The 20,245-nt window shown below is 40.3% G+C and carries 17 protein-coding genes; 10 read left to right on the forward strand and 7 right to left on the reverse strand.

All coding sequences use genetic code 11. The features are described 5' to 3' along the window. The first annotated feature begins 325 nt into the window (after positions 1–325). The 6 genes from H5154_RS16240 to H5154_RS16265 all read left to right on the forward strand — a co-directional run bounded on the left by H5154_RS16240 (position 326) and on the right by H5154_RS16265 (position 9,028). Positions 326–3,028: a TonB-dependent receptor gene (locus H5154_RS16240; protein WP_182718954.1), complete on the forward strand. Its 2,703-nt coding sequence runs from the start codon at positions 326–328 to the stop codon at positions 3,026–3,028. A gap of 73 nt (positions 3,029–3,101) precedes the next feature. After that, positions 3,102–3,878: a family 16 glycosylhydrolase gene (locus tag H5154_RS16245; protein WP_182718955.1), complete on the forward strand. Its 777-nt coding sequence runs from the start codon at positions 3,102–3,104 to the stop codon at positions 3,876–3,878. Positions 3,879–3,928: 50 nt separating this feature from the next. Beyond that, positions 3,929–6,451 carry a glycoside hydrolase family 3 protein gene (locus H5154_RS16250; protein ID WP_182718956.1) on the forward strand — a complete coding sequence of 841 codons (2,523 nt, stop codon included), beginning with the start codon at positions 3,929–3,931 and terminating at the stop codon, positions 6,449–6,451. Between the two features lie 60 nt (positions 6,452–6,511). Further along, on the forward strand, positions 6,512–7,567 hold the full coding sequence (locus H5154_RS16255) for a sensor histidine kinase (RefSeq protein ID WP_246175609.1): 1,056 nt from the start codon (positions 6,512–6,514) through the stop codon (positions 7,565–7,567). Then, complete coding sequence (locus H5154_RS16260; protein WP_182718957.1) at positions 7,564–8,355, forward strand: LytTR family DNA-binding domain-containing protein; 792 nt, start codon at positions 7,564–7,566, stop codon at positions 8,353–8,355. The genes H5154_RS16255 and H5154_RS16260 overlap by 4 nt, the downstream gene beginning before the upstream one ends. Before the next feature lie 97 nt (positions 8,356–8,452). Next, positions 8,453–9,028, forward strand: a complete 576-nt coding sequence (locus H5154_RS16265) for a hypothetical protein (protein ID WP_182718958.1) — start codon at positions 8,453–8,455, stop codon at positions 9,026–9,028. A 90-nt stretch (positions 9,029–9,118) separates the two neighbouring features. Here the strand turns inward: H5154_RS16265 and H5154_RS16270 are convergent, their stop codons facing one another. From H5154_RS16270 to H5154_RS16280, 3 genes are all read right to left on the reverse strand, one after another. Beyond that, positions 9,119–10,090, reverse strand: a complete 972-nt coding sequence (locus tag H5154_RS16270; protein WP_182718959.1) for a glutathione S-transferase family protein — start codon at positions 10,088–10,090, stop codon at positions 9,119–9,121. 21 nt (positions 10,091–10,111) lie between these two features. Next, positions 10,112–10,954 (reverse strand): pirin family protein, encoded by an 843-nt coding sequence (locus H5154_RS16275; RefSeq protein ID WP_182718960.1) that lies wholly within the window; start codon positions 10,952–10,954, stop codon positions 10,112–10,114. Between the two features lie 71 nt (positions 10,955–11,025). Beyond that, on the reverse strand, positions 11,026–12,006 hold the full coding sequence (locus H5154_RS16280) for a YihY/virulence factor BrkB family protein (protein WP_182718961.1): 981 nt from the start codon (positions 12,004–12,006) through the stop codon (positions 11,026–11,028). Positions 12,007–12,142: 136 nt separating this feature from the next. On the opposite strand from H5154_RS16280, the gene H5154_RS16285 reads away from it, so the two are divergent. Both H5154_RS16285 and H5154_RS16290 read left to right on the forward strand, forming a co-directional pair. Further along, positions 12,143–13,231: a mechanosensitive ion channel family protein gene (locus H5154_RS16285; RefSeq protein WP_182718962.1), complete on the forward strand. Its 1,089-nt coding sequence runs from the start codon at positions 12,143–12,145 to the stop codon at positions 13,229–13,231. A gap of 334 nt (positions 13,232–13,565) precedes the next feature. Beyond that, positions 13,566–14,438, forward strand: a complete 873-nt coding sequence (locus tag H5154_RS16290; RefSeq protein WP_145241081.1) for an MYG1 family protein — start codon at positions 13,566–13,568, stop codon at positions 14,436–14,438. 62 nt (positions 14,439–14,500) lie between these two features. Here the strand turns inward: H5154_RS16290 and H5154_RS16295 are convergent, their stop codons facing one another. Together H5154_RS16295 and H5154_RS16300 are read right to left on the reverse strand one after the other, a co-directional pair. Further along, positions 14,501–16,018 (reverse strand): DUF3360 family protein, encoded by a 1,518-nt coding sequence (locus H5154_RS16295; RefSeq protein ID WP_182718963.1) that lies wholly within the window; start codon positions 16,016–16,018, stop codon positions 14,501–14,503. A 329-nt stretch (positions 16,019–16,347) separates the two neighbouring features. Continuing rightward, the gene (locus H5154_RS16300; protein ID WP_145241077.1) at positions 16,348–16,752 is read right to left on the reverse strand and encodes a YkgJ family cysteine cluster protein; all 405 of its coding nucleotides are present in this window, start codon (positions 16,750–16,752) and stop codon (positions 16,348–16,350) included. 183 nt (positions 16,753–16,935) lie between these two features. Here H5154_RS16300 and H5154_RS16305 point away from each other — a divergent pair, with 183 nt between their 5' ends. Continuing rightward, a complete protein-coding gene (locus H5154_RS16305) occupies positions 16,936–17,526 on the forward strand; it encodes a LysE family translocator (protein ID WP_182718964.1) in 591 nt (196 codons plus the stop codon). Positions 17,527–17,536: 10 nt separating this feature from the next. On the opposite strand, the gene H5154_RS16310 is transcribed toward H5154_RS16305, so the two are convergent. Both H5154_RS16310 and H5154_RS16315 read right to left on the reverse strand, forming a co-directional pair. Further along, on the reverse strand, positions 17,537–18,373 hold the full coding sequence (locus H5154_RS16310) for an AraC family transcriptional regulator (RefSeq protein ID WP_182718965.1): 837 nt from the start codon (positions 18,371–18,373) through the stop codon (positions 17,537–17,539). Positions 18,374–18,571: 198 nt separating this feature from the next. After that, a complete protein-coding gene (locus tag H5154_RS16315; protein WP_182718966.1) occupies positions 18,572–19,507 on the reverse strand; it encodes a LysR family transcriptional regulator in 936 nt (311 codons plus the stop codon). Positions 19,508–19,601: 94 nt separating this feature from the next. On the opposite strand from H5154_RS16315, the gene H5154_RS16320 reads away from it, so the two are divergent. After that, positions 19,602–20,036: a DMT family transporter gene (locus tag H5154_RS16320; RefSeq protein ID WP_182718967.1), complete on the forward strand. Its 435-nt coding sequence runs from the start codon at positions 19,602–19,604 to the stop codon at positions 20,034–20,036. Positions 20,037–20,245 lie beyond the last annotated feature (209 nt).

Raw genomic sequence — 20,245 nt, forward strand, 5'->3', positions numbered from 1 at the left:
CCTAATGTACTGACCTGCGTTTTTGGGTATATAAAGTTATGCCATGGTATTTTTCATCGCTCACTGGTTATATCCGCTTTCTTTGTGTTTATGGCATCGGTGGTCAGTTTTACTTTCATGTAATAAATTTTTAAGTTTTTTGACTGTTGATACTAAATCAAGGAGTCAGTTTATTTATTGTCCAAGATTTAATTTCGGCTTGTATTATATCTAACTCGCCTTAACGTATTTGACTAGTAATCAAAAAAGACCCTATGGATACTGTGAGACTGTTAAATAAAAGTAACAAAGCTTAACGTTTTACACACACATCAAAAGGTCGAATATGCACACAATAAATAAAAAAGCATTATCAATTGCCGTAGCATTGGCTTGCGCATTCCCGTTACATGCCCAACAAGCTGCTACGAATAATCCAACGAATACGAATGAAAGCAACACTGCGCAAAAACAAAGTACCTCCTTAGAGGTTATCTCTGTAACAGCAACCAAACGTAAAACAAAGTTAATGGAAACCCCTGTTGCTATTACAGCATTAACGGAGGCTGAGCTCAGGCAAAATGGCGTAAATAGTGTTAAAGATATTGCTAATCTAGTGCCAGGGTTAGATATCTCCACAGCGACGGATCAATCAGCACCTGTTATCTCGATGCGTGGCGTACGCTCTACCAATATTACTGAGCTTGGCGACCCTGCTGTTGGCGTTCACCTTGACGGTATTTATTCGCCAAGAATGCAAGGAGCGCTAGCTCTGATGTATGACATTGAACGAGTTGAGGCATTAAGGGGGCCACAAGGCACATTATTTGGTCGAAACTCTACAGTTGGTAGCATTAATGTTATTTCAGCAAAGCCTGAATTCACTCATTTATATGGCAATGTGAACGTTGAAGCAGGAAAATACAACAGCAAAAATATTGATGGCGTAATTAATATTCCAATTAATGACGAATTTGCAGTACGGTTTTCTGGCAAAGGATTAAAACGAGATTCTTACCTTGAGGGTTACTACGATCCTAACCAATACGACTCAAGACGATTAAGCGACGATATACTCAATGCTCCTGTTATATCAGAGGATTCTTATCAGGGTATTGGTCAAACAGTCACGCAGCGAGAAAACTGGTGGATTGATGGCGCAGGCACAAATCCAGAGGCACAAAAAGTTCGCCAATTAACCCCCGCAGAAAAAGACGACTTTTATAACAACGCTAATGAATACTCTTTTAGAATTAGTACGCTTTGGGAGCCGTTAGATGGTGGCTTTTCAAATCATACCGTTTTTCAAAAGTACGTTAATAACAGCAATAACAATCTCGATTTAGTTAACTGCGATAAAATTCGTGGTAGAAGTGAAGAGCTGGGCGGCGATTGCACAAACTTTTTACCCAGTGATAATACATATCAAGCTGTTGTGAATGTGCCTGGTAAGCTTAATTTAGATATCACCTATCTTAGAAATACCCTTAACTACGATATAAATGATGAATATTCGCTTGTGTGGCTACTTGGCTATGAGGATATGGAACGCTCTTCAGCACAAGATAGCGAAGTCGGCCTCGATCCTTGGGATGGGGCAACGTACTTTTTAGATGGCACTGGTGCTGAATCTTTTTCTACAGAAGTGCAATTACAATCTGACGAATACGGCGATTTTATTTGGATTGTTGGTGCTAACTATTTCCACGAAAAAACCACGACCTTAGGTTATTACGATAACCCAATGGACGATAAAGCCTTTTGGGATCAACCTGATCGCTCTACAGACGCATTCGCTTTGTTTGGCCAAGGTACATACGATTTAACTGAAAAATTACACCTAACACTTGGCTATCGATTTAGTGATGAAACAAAAGAAGATAAAGGCGGAAAAACCTATCGCTGTTCTAATGCTGATGGCTGCGCCGTAGGTTGGTTAAATAGAACGGATCTAAATAATTTACCAGTTGATTACTACCAAGATCCTTCAATTTATGCGTCATACTTTGCAAACGATAATAAAGGAAGTTGGCAGCATCATGACTTTCGTGTTGGTTTAGACTACGACATTTCACCTGAAACGATGGTTTATACCTACCTTGCCAGTGGTTTTAAAGCTGGTGGAATTGGTGATGTATATGAAGTCGTAAATGATAGAACGGGCGACGTAACACGCTTTGAAACTAAGTTCGATCCAGAAGAAGTACTTACATGGGAACTTGGCGCTAAATCGAGCTTTTTTGATAATTCATTAAACTTAAAAGCCGCGTTTTTCTACACAGATTACACCGACATGCAATACGCATCAGTGGGCTCAATCGGTAATGTAGAACGTTTATCTGTGGTAGAAGATGAAGATGGCTCTCCCGTTTTAGATAGCAATGGCGAGCCGGTACTTGATTTTCAAAACAAGCCTGTGATTGCTTATTACACACAAAATGTTCCTAGTTCAACAATCAAAGGTATTGAGCTTGAGTTTGATTGGAAGCCATACCCAAGCGGGCGTATCACCGGTTATGTAACCTGGACCGATGCCAAAGTGACGGACGATTGGAATACTAAGTGGGATTATGATGCTGAGTATCTTTTTGATATTTCTTATGAGGAATCAAAAAATCCTGAAAATACACTGCTATCAACTAACCTTAAAGGCAATAACCTAGCGATGACGCCTAAGTTCACGGCGAACATCAGCTACACACATACATTTGATTTAGGTGAATATGGTTTTATTCATAGCTGGCTTAATGCGAGCTGGAAAGATGAATCGTACTCAACAGTATGGAATGTTGATAAACACTTAGATGATATGGACTTTAGCGTGTCGGACGAGGCGACAAAATACATTGACGATAGCCGAGATGCATTTGCAGTCTATAACGCGTCAATTAAATATGAGCCGCAAGGACAAAGCTGGTACGCAGAAGTATTCGTTAATAATGCCTCTGATGAAACTATTCAATATTGGAATAATACTAGCAAAGGAATTCCAAAAGGCAGCTTTGGTATGCCGAGATATTACGGTATGAGAGCGGGTTTTTCATTCTAAATAACCGAGTAAAAGTTACCCTCCTACAGGCTAAAGTACTGTAGGAGATGCTTGATTAAATAAGGATTTAATAATGAAAACGAAGTTAATTTCAACCTTAGTTGCTGGCCTTATAGTTATTTCACCCGCCACATACGCTAACTATTTTAAAGACGATTTTTCGTGGGGATTTGACACGACTCTTTGGAGTGCACGTAGTGGCGATAATGGCTCACCTTTTGGCTGCGAATTTGTCCCAAGAATGATTAACCCAAGTCAACACGGCATCACCCTTTCTCTGTCACAAGGTGCATGTGCTGAGCTGCAAAGTAATCACTTTTATAGTTTTGGTAAGGTACAAGGCAGTGTTAAGTCGGGCAATATCGCCGGTACCGTGTCTTCTATTTTTACTTATACCTCATGGTGGGATTCGCCAGGACGCGCTTGGCAAGAAATAGATATCGAACTATTACCTTCTTTAGGCAATGTTGTTCATACCAATGTGATTTACCAGCCCCAAGGAGGTACATATCAAAGTTGGGAAAAGGATATCGATTTAAGCCAGTTTGGGCTTGATTACAGAGAAAACTTATTAACCATTGGCTTTGATTGGTCAAGCTCATCAATTCGTTGGTATCTGTACGACTCACAAGGAAACGAGAAAACAATTAGAGTGATGTACAAAGACAATGGGGATGGCGTAATAGCCGATAATGAAATTCCCGGCTATGCATGGCCAATTGATAAAACAAAAATAATGATTAACCAGTGGAATGGTGACAACTCGACTCAAGGGAATTACTTTCCGGGTCAATACTACGGCAGCCCTTCATGGGCATATTATGATTTTATTGAATATATTCCACACTAAATTAATCAGTCCATATTTTATAAAACAGTATTTAATCTCGAAGGTTTTAAATGTCGAAAATAAAACACCCTAAATTATTACTTTGCTTATTGCCTGTTTTTGGCATGTTCAACTGTCAAAATGTATTGAGTGCAGACAATCAGCAAGTTAACTGGCCTTATGTGAATACGCAACTTAAGCGTGATCCAGCCGTTGAAAAACAGATTGATAAACTGCTCGCAACAATGACTTTAGAGCAAAAAGTTGCGCAAATGATCCAGCCAGAAATTGGTTATTTAAGTGTAGAGCAAATGAAAAAGTATGGATTTGGCTCTTATCTAAATGGCGGAAATACTGCGCCTTACGGAAATAAACGAGCGGATCAAGCTACTTGGTTAAAATACGCAGATGAAATGTACCTAGCCTCTATGGATTCGACCATAGATGGTATTGCGATCCCGACAGTATGGGGAACCGATGCCATGCATGGGCATAGTAATGTGTATGGCGCTACGTTATTTCCGCACAATATTGGCTTAGGAGCTGCGCATGATGCTGATTTAATTAAACGCATAGGCCAAGCAACAGCAAAGGAAGTATCTGCTACAGGGATTGAATGGAGTTTTGCGCCTACTGTTGCTGTAGTTAGAGATGATCGCTGGGGCAGAACTTATGAAAGTTACTCAGAAGACCCTGAATTAGTTAGGTTGTATGCAGGTAGTATGGTTACCGGTATTCAAGGTGACATAGGCGCTGACTTTTTAAAAGGCAGTAACCGTATTGCCACCGCTAAGCACTTTGTGGGTGATGGTGGCACTGAGCGAGGCATTGATCGCGGAAATACGCTTATCGATGAAAAAGGATTAAGAGATATTCACAGCGCAGGTTATTTTTCGGCTATTAATGAAGGTGTGCAATCAGTGATGGCATCATTTAATAGTTGGAATGGCAAACGTGTACATGGTGATAAACATTTATTAACGGATGTACTTAAAAACCAACTTGGTTTTGATGGGTTTGTAGTCAGTGATTGGAATGCTCACAAGTTTGTAGAAGGCTGCGATTTAGAGCAATGTGCGCAAGCAATTAACGCGGGCGTTGATGTGATCATGGTGCCAGAGCATTTTGAAGCGTTTTATCATAATACTGTTAAGCAAGTGAAAGACGGTGTAATCGCAGAATCAAGAATTAACGATGCCGTTAGGCGCTTTTTAAGGGCTAAAATCCGCTGGGGTGTGTTTTCGAAGAGCAAACCATCAGCGCGACCTGAATCACAACACCCGCAGTGGTTAGGTGCTAATGAGCATCGCATTTTGGCAAGAGAAGCGGTTCGTAAGTCACTCGTTCTGTTAAAAAACAACGAAAACGTGCTGCCAATCAAAGCGAGTAGCCGCATCTTAGTTGCCGGCAAAGGCGCGAATGCAATTAATATGCAAGCGGGTGGCTGGAGCGTTTCTTGGCAGGGCACAGACAATACCAATAGTGACTTTCCAAATGCGACCTCTATTTATGCGGGTTTACAGTCGCAAGTAACAAAAGCGGGTGGTGAGATCACTTTGAGCGAGTCTGGTGAGTATAAAACCAAGCCAGATGTAGCCATTGTTGTTATTGGTGAAGAACCTTATGCAGAATGGTTTGGTGATATAGAAATGCTTGAGTTTCAGCATGAAACCAAACACGCACTTGCACTGTTGAAAAAGCTTAAGGCAGACAATATTCCGGTAGTAACGGTATTCTTAAGCGGCCGCCCGTTGTGGGTTAATAAAGAGCTCAATGCATCGGATGCCTTTGTTGCTGCTTGGCTACCAGGCTCTGAAGGTGAGGGCGTTGCAGATGTACTATTAACTAATAGCGAAGGTAAAGCCCAGTTTGATTTCAGCGGTAAGTTGAGTTTTTCATGGCCTAAATATGATGACCAATTTACGTTAAACTTAAACGATGCTGACTATGACCCATTATTTGCTTATGGCTATGGCTTAACTTATCAGGACAACATAAATGTGCCTGTTTTGAGTGAGAAAACCAGCCCTAAAAAAACGGTTAATAGTGACTCACATCCCCTGTTTGTAAGAAACTTAGCCAAAAATATGACTTGGCAACTGGCAGATACAAGCACAGAAAAGGTGTTAGCCAGCGGTGCATCAGCAACCAGTGGCGATAAACAAAGTTTACTTATGCAATCAGTCAATTTATCTTATCAAGAAGATGGCCGTGGCTTTAATTGGCGCGCACAAGCCGCTGTTAGCTTGAGTTACCTAGAGCCTAAACAGCTAGATAGTAAATTTAGTGCAGGTTACCTTGAATTAAAAATGCGCATAGATAAAGCTCCTGAACAAGGAGCAAACTTGCAAGTCATGTGTAGCGAAAATCATTGCTTAAGGAATATTGATTTTTCATCGTTTTCACAATTAATGACAGACAAAAGTTGGCATACTCTAGCAATCCCTTTGCACTGTGGTGATAGCGGACTTGCTGAGCAAAAAATAACAGACGCGCTGCGCATTACTAGTCAAAATTTAAGTTTAGCAATTGCTGATGTGGCGTTGACTATAAAACCGAGTAATGACTCATTATCATTAACGTGTGCAAAGTAATACCCATGGCTGTTGATTAACGTTTATTAATCAACAGCCTATAACATTGGATTTAATAATGTGAATAGTAATAACCCTAGAAGTCAGTTGTTCTGGTTATTCCAAAGTTGTGGTTGGATTGTCTATGCAATGCTGACCGAATTAATGATAAAAATACCAAGCGAAGAGCCATGGACAATACATATACCGCATTTAATTATTGATGTAGCGTGTGGCTTTTTGATCACTTTAACGTTAAGACGATTTTACAACTGTTTTAGTCAGCAAGAGCTCAAAGTTAAAGTCGCGTTACGTATTATGCTGCTTCTAATTGCAACATTACTCTGGACGCAAATTAAATGGATTTCCTTGCAGTGGTTATATGGTAACTGGTGGCTTTCAATGTCATGGTTTGACTTTGGTACATGGACGTCAGCCTCGTTAACCATGCTTTCAACATGGACTGCCTTTTATTACGGGATTAAAATTTATTTAGATAATCTTGAGCAAACTCAAAAGGCCGCAGAAGCTACCCATTTAGCGAAAGAGTCACAGCTAAAAATGCTTCGATATCAGCTTAACCCGCATTTTATGTTCAATAGTATTAACGCCATTTGCACGTTAATATTGAAAAAAGAAAGCTTGCAGGCAGTAAACATGCTTGAAAAACTATGTGACTTATTGCGCCATAGTTTATATACCGACCCACTTGAAAAAGTAGCTATCAAAGAAGAAATCGCAATGTTAAGAACCTACTTAGATATAGAGCAATGCCGATTTGCTGACAAGCTAGAGGTTAATATTAGCGTTGATGAACCATGCAACGATTTATTAATACCTTCTTTATTAATTCAACCATTGGTAGAAAACGCGTTAAAACATGGTATGCGAGCAGATCAAAAAATGGTGATCACAATTAATGTTGAAAAAACAAAATCCGCATTGCTCATTAAAGTTGCTGATACTGGTAAAGGCTTTGATGATAATAAAAAAACCAAAAGAGGCATCGGCTTGGCTAATTGTGAGCAACGCTTAAAATTAATATATGGTAATAGTCACCGAATTGAAAAAGGCAATGCGACTACCGGTGGTGCGTGGTTTTGTATCTCTCTTCCAATTAATGGTTTGCAATCATGATTCAATTAAAAACGTTACTCGTTGATGACGAATACAGTGCTATTGAAGGTTTGCGTATTCGCTTAGAAGCCTTTGCTGAAATTGAAGTGATTGGCAGTGCACAAAGTGTTGATGAAGCAATTAAAGTACTTAACGAATATGATGTAGATTTAGTGTTTCTAGATATAGAAATGCCAACAAAGTCAGGTTTTGAATTAATTAAACATTTTCAACCAGAGAGCTGCCCTGCGGTTATCTTTGTTACGGCATTTCATCAACATGCTGTTAAAGCTTTTGAGGTGAGGGCGCTGGATTATTTACTTAAGCCCGTTAAGTTAGCTCGCCTTGCAGAAGCCATTGAAAGAGTTATTAAAACCCAAAAGCTAAACAGAAAAACCGAACTTATTGAAGTGCACCAATCGCTGGTGATCAATGAATCGCAACCACTTGAAGTGGCGGGTAATTCTGACTATAAGTTTGAAGCTGAGAATTTAGTTATTCAAGATGCTAAAAACCCAATTCAAATTATTCCGTTTAAAGATATTTTATGGATTGATGCGGCGGGGGATTATATGTGTGTACACACACCTGCTGAAACACACGTAATGCGTGCGCGTTTAAAAGAGCTTGAAAAAAACACCTTGCCTGAAGATTTCCTGCGAATACATAAATCAACGATTGTGAATTTAAGCCATATAAAGCAATTTAACCCACTTAGAAACTCTGAATACACGGCTGTATTACAAAGTGGTAAAACACTTAAAGTCAGTCGTACCTATAGTAAAAATTTAAAGAGTTTGTTCAAATAATAAATATTGAGAGTAGTAAACTATAGCTGCAACAGTTTGTATAATAGGCATTTGTTATGCTATCTCAGGTCATAAATTATAAGGACTTTAAATTTCTATGGCAAAACCTCAGCTTTTTTGGATTATTTTAATATTATTGATTACCTGTTTTATGCCTTGCGGTTTTTTCATCTGGTATGAAAGTGTGGATCCCGCATTTATCCCTAATGCTAATTACAATTTTATTTTACAATGGGTTTTACCCTCGCTGACAGTGCTGACGATTGGTTACCTTTTTAGTCAGTATAAGAATTTTGCTCAAGTGAAGGAAAGCTTAGATGAGCATTTTATTGCTGAGGGACGTTTAGTTAAGTATTTTACGCTGCTTTTTAGTCCAGTGTTTATTTACTTTTACTTTTGGACATTCATTAATATCCCAATACAGTTATGGGCAAATTATCAATTGGCTGAGTATTGGTCGCAAGAATATTTATTAGTTGAGGCAACAACATGTAGTAGTGACTATGAGCCGCACTGCGTAGAATTAAAGTTTTCCGATTTAGCAAGTGAAGAAACGCATTCAATAAGATGGTATTTAGATAAAGCTGAATTATTAACGCTCAAGAATAAAAGAGTAAATCTGGTCGGTGAAAAAAGTTATTTTGGTTATATTATCAATACAATACAGTGGTGATCAAAGCTTTAAAAGGCATTATTGTGATTTGTGGTGGTTATAAAAAGGCCTATACTACCCCTGCCATTTTGCAGGGGTAGTATAAATTGGTTAACCGCGATTATGCTCGCGAGCGTAATCAATATTGGGCCCTTTAGGGACGATTTGCGTTGGGTTGATCATGGTATGACTAAAATAATAATGTCGTTTGATATGATAAAAATCAACGGTTTCTTTAACGCCAGCAACCTGATAAAGCTCACGTAAGTATTCACTCAGTGCCGGGTAATTTTCGATAGTACGCAGATTACATTTAAAATGCCCAACATACACACTGTCAAAGCGTATTAGAGTGGTAAATAATCGCCAATCTGCTTCTGTTAGGGTGTTGCCCACCAAATAGCGCTGCTTGAGTAAAATACTTTCGACTTTGTCTAATGCAGTGAATAAGTCATTAAATGCCTCTTCATAGGCTTTTTGAGTGGTCGCAAACCCATTACGATACACGCCATTATTAATGTTGTTGTACACCAGCTCATTAATTGCATCGATTTCAGCGTGCAAGTTATTTGGGTAAAAGTCTAGTTTATTGCCAGTTAAATCATTGAAGGCGCTGTTAAACATGCGAATGATTTCAGCAGATTCATTACTGACTATTTTATTTTGCTGTTTATCCCAAAGCACAGGCACAGTTACTCTTCCGGAATAATCTGCTTTATTTTCGGTGTATATTTGATGCATAAATTGCTTATCAAAAAGTGCATCTCCAGTGCTGTGGTTGTTTTTATCAAACGTCCAACCGTTATCTAACATATCTGGGCTAACCACAGAGACATCAATATAGTCTTCAAGGCCTTTTAATTTTCTAAAAATCAAGGTGCGGTGCGCCCATGGGCAGGCTAATGAAACATATAAATGATAACGGCCTTTCTGTGCCTTAAAGCCCGCCTCACCAGTTGGGCCTGCGCTGCCATCTTTGGTTATCCAGTTACGTAATTGTGCAGACTCGCGTTTAAACTCACCATCGCTTTTATCGGTGTCGTACCATTTATCTTGCCATTTACCGTTGACTAGTAATCCCATAATTGACTCCTATATCGTGTTTTAAAAGCTACCAAATTTACCGCTTTGGTAATCACTAATTGCTTCTCGTAATTGAGCTTGCGTATTCATCACAAACGGCCCCATGTGAGCAATAGGTTCATTAAGCGGATCACCGGCTAAAATAAGTACCCCAGCGCCGCTTTGCGAGCTAAATTTAATATCACTACCGGACTCTAAAATAAGTAGGCTGCCAGCCATTACTGGACCACCTTGTTCGGTGTTGATAGAGCCGGTATGAATATAAATCATCACCTTGCTTTGTATCAGAGGTGGGTGGGCAAACTCAGTGCCTACAGGTAATGTTACATCTGCTAGCATGCCATTGGCTGCTAGTTCTTGTAGGCTTGAAACCTGAGTTTGCTGGTCAAATTGCCAACTGCCAGCCAGTGCTTTTAGTTCAACACCTTGACTATTTTTATGATCAGGTGCAGAGTGCTCAGTAGTATCTTGATATTTCGGTGCTCTGAGCTTTTCAGTGCTTGGCATATTGAGCCAAATTTGAAAGCCATGCATCCCCTCAATCGCATCGGCAAGTGGCATTTCGCTATGGATAACGCCAAAGCCGGTACTCATCCATTGCACGTCACCTGCGCGAATAGCTTTTTTATTGCCCATTTGATCTTGGTGTTCAAAGCCGCCTTTAATAATGTAGGTAAAGGTTTCGATACCACGATGCGGGTGGGCAGGAAACCCACCCATAAAGTCACTGTGATCGTCGGATTTTAATTCGTCGATCATTAAAAAAGGATCTAAATGCTTACCATCAAAGCCTGGTATCCGGCTAATATTTACGCCATCACCATCTTGGGTTGCATGGCTATTGAGTTGCTTTATTACTTTCATTGCTTTGCTCCGAATCTTGTATGGTATTATTTAAACACAATAAAATTAAACAACCATGGGTAAAAATAGCACTATTCATTCGTTTTAACAGAACGTTCTGATTTTTGTTTTTTCGTTAGGTTATCCGCTACAAAAGCCCCGCGATTGCCAGACTGATGTGCAGGTCCCACGGTGCTATCAACCATGGTTTGCTGTTCGGTGCTGGCATTAATTGCAGCGCCAAAAATAATAATATAGGCGCTGATATACAACCACATCAACATGATCACGACCCCGGCTAAAGAACCATAGGTCTCATTGTATGAAGCAAACTGTGACACATAATATGAAAACCCTAATGATGCGATGATCCAAAGCCCAGTAGCCATTACTGAACCAGTTGTAACCCAACGCCACTTTGCCGCTTTTCTATGGGGTGCATAACGATATACAAAAGCTAAAGCAAAATGAAAAGTCGCTGCTAGTAACAGCCAAGTGAGTAATTTGATCACCGTATCGATACTGTTTTCTAGACCAACAATATTAAGTGCGATAGGCAATATACCAATGATTAATAATGCGATTACGGCGACCAATATAGCGCCAATAGAGAATAGAAAGCGCACTAAAAGCGCTTTGAAAAACTGCCTTTTGGTTTGCTCATGGTAGGTAATATTGCAGGCTGTGATCAGTGCTTGGCAGCCCTTACTGCTACTCCATGTGGTTAATAACAACGTGCTTATTGCACTAACACTTAACACTTTTTGTGATTGTTGGGTAACTTCAGATACCTGTTGTAGAACGATTTCTCGGCTGCTTGGTGGCAATAAAGTAATAAACTTACTAATCTGTTCACTAACATCCGCCGTAGAGGCGAAATAAGCATACAGCGAAACACAGGCTGCCAGTGCTGGAAAAATAGCGAGTAATGCGTAAAAGGCGACACCAGCGGCAACAAAGGATAAGTTATCTTGCGACATACTTTGATATACCCGCTTGCTGATATCCCACCAGCCCAGCAAGGGGATCTCGGTTGGTTTATCTGCTGTGTAGCCACGTGGTTTATGTGCCATATTTTATTCCTTGCTGATGGTTATTAGTCACTATTTATTAGAAGTTAAGGTGCAAGGTGCTTGCCAGCTTAAGTTGGCGTTTAATTTGCTTCTACAGAATTAATGGTTTTATCAATAAAGAGCGCATGAGTTACATATGGAAATAATGAATAGTATTAATAATCAAATTATTAGCGCATTAAAAATACAAACAACGAGTACCAATGCGGATCCTTTAGCGCCAGTATCTTGGCACGGTATAAACTCACAAATTGCGCATTTTTTACAAAGTGCTTGGCAAATGTTACCTGCTCTCACTTTAGGTATAGCAGCAATAATCGTGTGCTATTTTTTAGCAAAGCCTGTGTCTTATTTATTAGTGAAACCTATTGGCTATGTAAGTGAAAGGCGGTTATTGCATGTTGTTGCTCGTCGCTTTATTAGTACTGTGATCATTTTGTTTGGAGTTTATTTATTTTTACGCTTAGCAGGCTTAAGTGAATTTGCCGTGGCGATAATGAGCGGAACTGGATTAGTCGGGCTAATCTTAGGTTTTGCATTTCGTGATATTGCAGAAAACTTTATATCGAGCATGCTATTAAGTGTGCAACGTCCTTTTCGTATTGATGATGTTATTGAAGTCGATGGCTGCTTAGGGGTAGTAAAAAAGGTCACTGCGCGGGCGACCACATTAGTTGATTTTGATGGTAATCATATTCAAATACCTAATGCGACTGTTTATAAAAATGTGATTAAAAACCTTACTGCTAATCCGAAAATGCGCGGTCACTATAAAATAGGCATAGGTTACGATAACGATATACGTAACACTCAGCAGTTAGCGCTGAGTTTAATGGATAAACAAGCTGCTGTGCTAAAAGATCCGGCTCCACAGGTGTTACTTGATGAATTAGGCTCAGCCACTATCAATCTCAGTATTTACTTTTGGGTTAATAGTGAGCAAAACAGCCCGGTTAAGGTAGCGTCGCAATTGATGCGTGAAATGGTTAATAGCTTTAACGCGCATGGTATTAGTATGCCTGATGATGCTCGTGAACGGATTATTTTAAATGCACCAAGTGAGCAAGCACAAAAGACTCCGGAACAACCCACTACGCAAGATCAAAAAGTCAAACCGATTGCGCATCTGGATGCTGGTATTGATGATGTGAGCAGTGATGCTGATGAAATTCGTGAACAAGCTGAGCGCTCTCGCGATCCTGAGCAAGGCAACAATATTATTTAACTTGCTCTTTAAATAATATACTTAGTTTAATGGCCGTGGGTTCGGCAATTTTATTTAGCAAAGACTGAGTTATCGCTCGAGGAGAAAGTTTTACTGAAGACAGTTCATGTATGGATTGGTTATGTTTTTACCATCAATCTACTGTTGTTTTGTTATTACTGTAGCTTATCTTCCTCTAGACGATTAATTACCACAAAGTGGTTCACTGTTTTTGTGGGCTGCTCGCCGATAGCGTATACTGTTGTGCTTGTAATTTTGACTTATCTATTTTGTGCTAACGGATCAGTTTAAATTTCGCCGTCTTCTTACTCCTTTCTAAAATGATATTAAATAAATGAATGATATAACAGTAGCAACTCATAACGGTAATTTTCATGCGGATGATGTGTTTAGTATCGCCGCACTTAGGCATATTCTTCCTACTTTTAAACTTATACGTACCCGTGATTTAGAATTAATCGCGCAAGCTGACATAGTGATTGATGTTGGCGGCGAATATGACCCAGCTGCTGGACGTTTTGATCATCACCAACGTGGCGGTGCCGGCGAGCGTGAAAATGGCATCCCATACTCATCATTTGGTTTAATTTGGCAAAAATATGGTTTAGAGCTGTGTCAGGGTGACCAAGATGTTGCGCATGCAGTTGATGCCGGTTTGGTATCGACCATTGATGCGATTGATTGCGGTCATGTTGAAGGTGTATCGAAAGGGATCAGTCTTAGCCAAACAATTTCAATGTTTAACCCAACATGGCAAGAGGAAAGTGACTTTGATCGTTGTTTTGATGAGGCGGTTGAATTTGCATCGCGTGTTTTAACACGTTTTATTGCAGCAGCCAGTGGCGGCATTAATGCTAAAGCAATCGTCGCTAAAGCGATTGATAACGCAGATGATGCAAGAGTGATTGTATTAGAGCAATATACGCCGTGGAAAAAAACCGTGCATGCTTTATCGCAAGAAGCGTTATACATGGTTTATCCATCGCATTCAGGCAAATGGATTTTGCAAACGGTGCCTGTTGAACCGGGTTCATTTGAAGACAGAAAGTCACTACCAAAAGCATGGGCTGGTTTATCAGATGCTGCATTTCAAGCGCAAACGGGCATTGATGACGCAATGTTTTGCCACAATGGCTTGTTTATCGCTGGCGCAGAATCATTTGCAAGTACCATGAAACTTGCTGCTATGGCGTTGCAAGACGAATAAAACGAAGTCACGGTTATTAAAAAGGGGGGGTAAGCGCTGTACTGGCTTCCCCCCTTTTTGTATTAGTGCCTAAAGTTTTCTAGCAACGCTGGAATACCTGGCAGCATGCCCACCATGGCCATAACACTGGTCAATAATACAAACATAAACAGCGGAATGATCCAGCGACTCATATGGGTCAGCTCAGAGCTGCGCTCTTTACAGCCAATTAAGCCTAAGTTATCGAGCAGCATGGTCAGTGACCAGCCAAACGCTGGGTTTACTAACGTTGAAGCAAATACCACAATAGCTGCTGATTGCGTGGTTTTACCTTCGCGAGTCATTTCCATACCTGCCTCAAGCAGTGGGATAAATACACCCACTATTAACGCCACACACAGTACCGGTTGCCAAATGGCGAGATCCATTGGATAACCCCATATACCTGCAATTACACAAAAAAGTGCGGTTAAAATTGCACCAGCTGGAATAGGGCGCTTAGCAATCGCGGCAGGCACAATATACGTGCCCCATGATGAGGTGAAGTTAGACCCACCTAAAATAGAGCCAAAGGTTTGCCTAACTGATGCACTGAGCATAGTATCGTCAATGTTCATTTGCACTTTTTCAGTGCGTTTTGGGTAGCTGATCTTTTGGAATACTTGATGGCCTAAAAAGTCTGGCGACCACATGGCCACTGCCAGTATGGCAAAGGGCAATACGACTACAAAGCTTTCAAGAGTCGGCAAACCTAACATCCAACCGGTGTTTTCACCCCACCAATACATAGGGTTCATATTTGGTAACCCAGGGGCGGTTTTAAATTCAAACGGCGCACCTAAGGCAAAGGCCGTTAAACCACCAATAAGGCAGCTGAGCGGCACAGCTAACCAACGTTTTTTAAAATGTTCGAGTAGCGCGTACAGTAAAATAGTGGCCAAAATAACGATGAAGGCAATGTGGGTCATTTGAATTTTTTCAGCCCATGCAAACAGTTTCTTTACTTGCGATATAGTGCCTATGAATCCTAAGTAAAGTAATAATCCGCCGCACACCCCTTTACTGGTTAGTCGTGCCAACAAACTGCCGCCTTTACTGATGGCAAGCAGTAACCCTAAGGCGCCAATGAGTAGCCCGAATGCCATTGGGTGTCCGCCTGCTGCAACAACAATGGGAATTAATGGAATGAGTGGTCCGTGGGTTCCCGCTAAGTTAGCAGTGGGTAAAATAAAACCTGAAAACAAGATGATAAAAATAGCCACTATGAGTAACTCATAGCGTACGTTTTCTAACACAAAGGCGTCACTTAAACCAAGCGGTGCGGCAAAGGTGGCGGCAATAGCGCCTACCATAACAACTTTACCAATTGTCCCTGCCATAGCGGGAATCGTGTCTTCAAATTCGAAGCGGTAATCCCGAAAAGGCAAGTTAGGACGCCAGCGCTTTGGTTGCATAATTTGCAGTTCATGCTCGAGATAATCGTCTCGACTGGCAAACTCAGAGCTTGGTTTATGAAGATTTTTATAGCTATCGGAAACGGTTTGAGTATCGCTTACCTGCTCAGCTTGGGATGACGTGTCATCTTTTGGCGTGGTTGTCATGAATTCTCCTGCAACATTGTTGCTAACTCAAAATAAAAAAACAGCTTGTATAAAGCAATGAATATTGAATCGATAGAATAAAGTAGAGGTTTATCAATTACGATTAGGCAAAGGTCGAGCATGACGGATTAAAGTAGCTTGGCGCAGGTATAGCCAGCAGAGAAGAAAATATTCAAAAGTTAATTTCTATTGTTAATAATCAATACCTTATTTTCATATTTGTTGTTTATTGCTTTGAAAAAGCCAGTTATACGGCATGTATTAATGAATTACTGGGTTCTAAGTCTTTAGTCTAATGGCTAGGAGCTCACTCAAAGCTAAGCTCTGTTTTATTCTGTATAGCCGCCAGGGCGACTGTCTTGCATTAATAGATCTAGTTTTCTTTGTGCTTTTTTATAGTTATCTAAATCGATTACTTCAATCATTTCGCATTCGTCTCTTACCATTTCGGTGATAAGGCTAGGATAGTGGCGGCAATCTTCAGGGCGGTCTAAATAAATACTGCAGGTATATTTATTTGCGGCGAGGGGATTTATTTTTGGGGCTATTTCAAGAAAAGGGCATTGGCTTAGTTTTACTCCCGATTGTGGGTCGTGCCATATTTGGTTATTTTTAACGAACTCAAAGATTTCGGGGTTAAATATCTCCCATAGATCAATCTCTTCTTGCGTGGCGCTCAGATCGCCACCACCGTATTTAATACAGCATTTACCACATTGATTACATTCTTTCATGGTTCGCTAATTTGTAAGATGGACTAATTCTAGTGTAACACCGATTTTTTTAGTGCAGCTGTGTTTTTGCAGGGGTAATTTGTCAGATGCTATTTTATTTACAACAAGGTCAATTTTGTTCAATACATGGCTTATTGCAACAACAGATAATAAACGCCACTTTAAATAACCTAAGTATACGTTATGACTTTATCAGTGATCATCTCAATGGCACTATTTGCCTTGGCGGCGTCTATATCACCCGGGCCAGTTAACCTTGTTTCGTTAAGTAGTAGTGCGCGATATGGGGCAAAAAAAGGCTTAATATTTGTGACTGGTGCTACCTTTGGTTTCATTGCATTATTTTTGTTTATTGGTTTTAGTTTGCATTATCTCATTGCGCAATTAGCCTGGATCACTGGTGTATTACAGTGGCTCGGTATCGCTTTTTTACTTTATCTCAGTTATCAATTATTTATCGATGATGGCGGCCTCACAGCTGACGCTAAGCAAAATGCCCCTACCTTTATGACAGGTGTGATCATGCAATGGCTTAACCCTAAAGCGTGGTTGGCTTCTTTATCAGGCATTGCAGCATATAGTCCAGGGGCGCAAGGATTTGAACTGGTTACTTTTGCAAGTTTATATTTACCTATTTGTTGGTTATCACTTGGCTGTTGGGTTTGGCTAGGTATACGGCTCGGGCAGCATTTTCAAAGCCCAGCTAAAATACGAGTGATGAATAAAATTCTTGCACTATTACTGGCTGGCAGCTGCTTTTTATTATTGATTTAGTGGTTTTAATTTACAGTGATAAAGTACGGCGATATTGCTCGGGAGTTGCCGCTACGCGTTGTTTAAAGACCCGCTGAAAATGCGCTTGATCACTAAAACCTGCACTGTGAGCGATACTTGCTATTGGCTGGCCTTGTTTTAGTGCTTGCTGACCTAATTGAATACGACGATTTAACCGATAAGCGTGCGGAGTCATATTAAAATGACGTTTAAAAGCGCGCACTAAATAACTGCTGCTAAAGCCAAAAAGTGTACTGATTGTGTTAATTGATTGGTCTTCAAAACAGTGCTCATTCAGGTAGTTCGCTACTTGATATAGCTTATTTTCAGGTAATAACGTTTGCTCGTGTAATGGCTCAACGCAATCAAGGTACGTAAATAATTGCACGAAGTAACTACTTAGCAACGTGCGCTTTTGTGCTGCGGTAAACGTATTTGTCATTAGGTTTTGGCACAAGATAACAAAGTCCTGATAAAGCTGTGGTAGTAGCACTGTATCCAAGCGACTTCCTTGCCAGTTTTGTTGCTTTGTGACGCCAGACTCGAACAATAACGCTGCTAACCAATTTTTATCTATATGCATCATGTAATAAGCCCACACTGAGTTTTGCTTTGGATTACAGGCGTGGACTTCATCAGGGTTCATTAATACTAAATTACCATGTGTTACTTGATGTAGACGATCTTCACAAATGAATTCACTTTGCCCCGCTAAAATTGCGCCAATTGACCATTGCTGGTGGGAGTGGGGAGCATAAGTGACTTTGCGGCCATCTAATACTTGGCGCAGCTCGACAAATGGTAACTCGGGGTCGCGCCAAAAAATAGGGTGTGTTGTTGGGAGCATACTATTTTCCACAATTGAAAACCTATTTCCAGTATACCCCTAGTTGTAGTGTATAAATCTACCCTCAGACTAAATTATTCACCAAAAAATCAGTGAGTAACTGCGTCACTTAGCTACATGCAATTGTGTGCTGAGCGGGTGTGTTTTTTAGGTATCACTATTGGTCTGTTTGCACCCGTTAGAGCATAACGCAGATACTTAATTTTGGTATTTCCAGTACGGCGGGTTGCCATAAACTTCACTAAAGTAATCAATACATACTCGAACATTTAACGGTGGTTGTCGTGTATTAGGGTAAATTGCAGTAATGTTTTGTGGTCCTGTTTTTATTGTTGGCGCAAATTCACTTAAGAGTGAAACAAGAGCGCCTGTTTTTAAGCTTCCACCAATTAACCAATCAGGGAATAATACAATTCCCATGTCGTTCAAAGCCCCGATAAACAGCGTTTCAGCGTTGTTAGATACTAAAGTCGGTATTACACTTTGCTGCTGCCATGACGAATTAATTTTGATTAACCAACGATTTTGCCCCGATGAACCGCGATAAATTAAGCCCTGATGCTGACTAAGATCAGCCGGTACTTTTGGTGTGCCATATTTTTTCAGATAAGCAGGGGATGCGGCTAAATGATAAGTTTGCAGTCCTAATGTTTTAGCATGTAACGATGAATCTGCAAGAGATCCGATACGAAAAATCACGTCAGCGGCATCAATATGCGGATCGATAAAATCATCGGTTTGAGTCAACTCTACTTGAATTTTCGGATAGCGATTTAAAAACTCACCAAGCCAAGGCGCTATGTGTTTTTGTCCGAAAAAAACCGGCGCATTAATTCTTATTAACCCTTTGGGTTGAGTTGCTCTATCCTGCAGCTCGTTTCGTACTTCGTTGAGTTGCTCGGTCATTGAGCGCGCATAATCATGAAAAATTCGGCCCGCTTCGGTTGGCATTATTGCTCTTGTGTTACGGTAAAAAAGTTGCTGACCAAGGGCATCTTCAAGTTGCAAAATTACTCTAGAGACCATAGAAGGCGATACATTTTCATGTCGAGCAACAACAGAAAAGCTTTTACATTTATACACGGCGATAAAAAATTTTAACGCTCTGATATTGATCGAACTGAAATCATTCATTTGTGCAAATCCTGCAAAAGTGTTTCTTATATAATCCCATTTTTCGCGTTAAAGCTCTAGGTTATTATTTATTCCTTATTAATAGGAGATTTGCATGCAGTTTATTTTGATTTTAATTGTCGTTATGGGAGGAATGGGGCTGTCTGTAGAAGCAGGCTTATTGGGCCCTTTAGGTGGTGAGGTTGGAGAATTATGGGCCACATTTAGTGTGTTTGGTGTTGGTGTTGCTCTTACCTTTATGTTGATGCTATTTTTTAGTCCTCGCAATAGCCCGTCTTTTTTCAAACAACCATCATGGACATTGTTAGGCGGCGTGTTGGGGCCTGTTTATGTCGTTATATTGACGTTCACAGCACCTGTGATAGGTATTGCTATGACGATGATCAGTATATTGACGGGACAAATAGCGAAAAGTTTGCTGATAGATCATTATGGTTTATTTGGTAGTCAACATCGCCAGATTGACCGCAAACGGCTTATGGCACTATTTTTTATTGTCATTGCATTAATTTTAATGGCACAAGGTTAGGGGACGCTGATGACTATAATTATGATAATTTTGGCGGTGATTGGTGGTGCAACCTTGAGTATTCAGGCTGCCATTAATGGCCAACTAGTACTTCGTCACACAAATTTTGACTAGTTGAGAGCACCGTAAGCTCTCTCTAGTTTTTCACGTGCTGAATCAACATTAAACATCCAATTTATACTGGCGCCTTCTTTATTTCGGCGCCATTC

The organism is Pseudoalteromonas sp. SR44-5, from assembly GCF_014163675.1.
Taxonomy (GTDB): domain Bacteria; phylum Pseudomonadota; class Gammaproteobacteria; order Enterobacterales; family Alteromonadaceae; genus Pseudoalteromonas; species Pseudoalteromonas rhizosphaerae.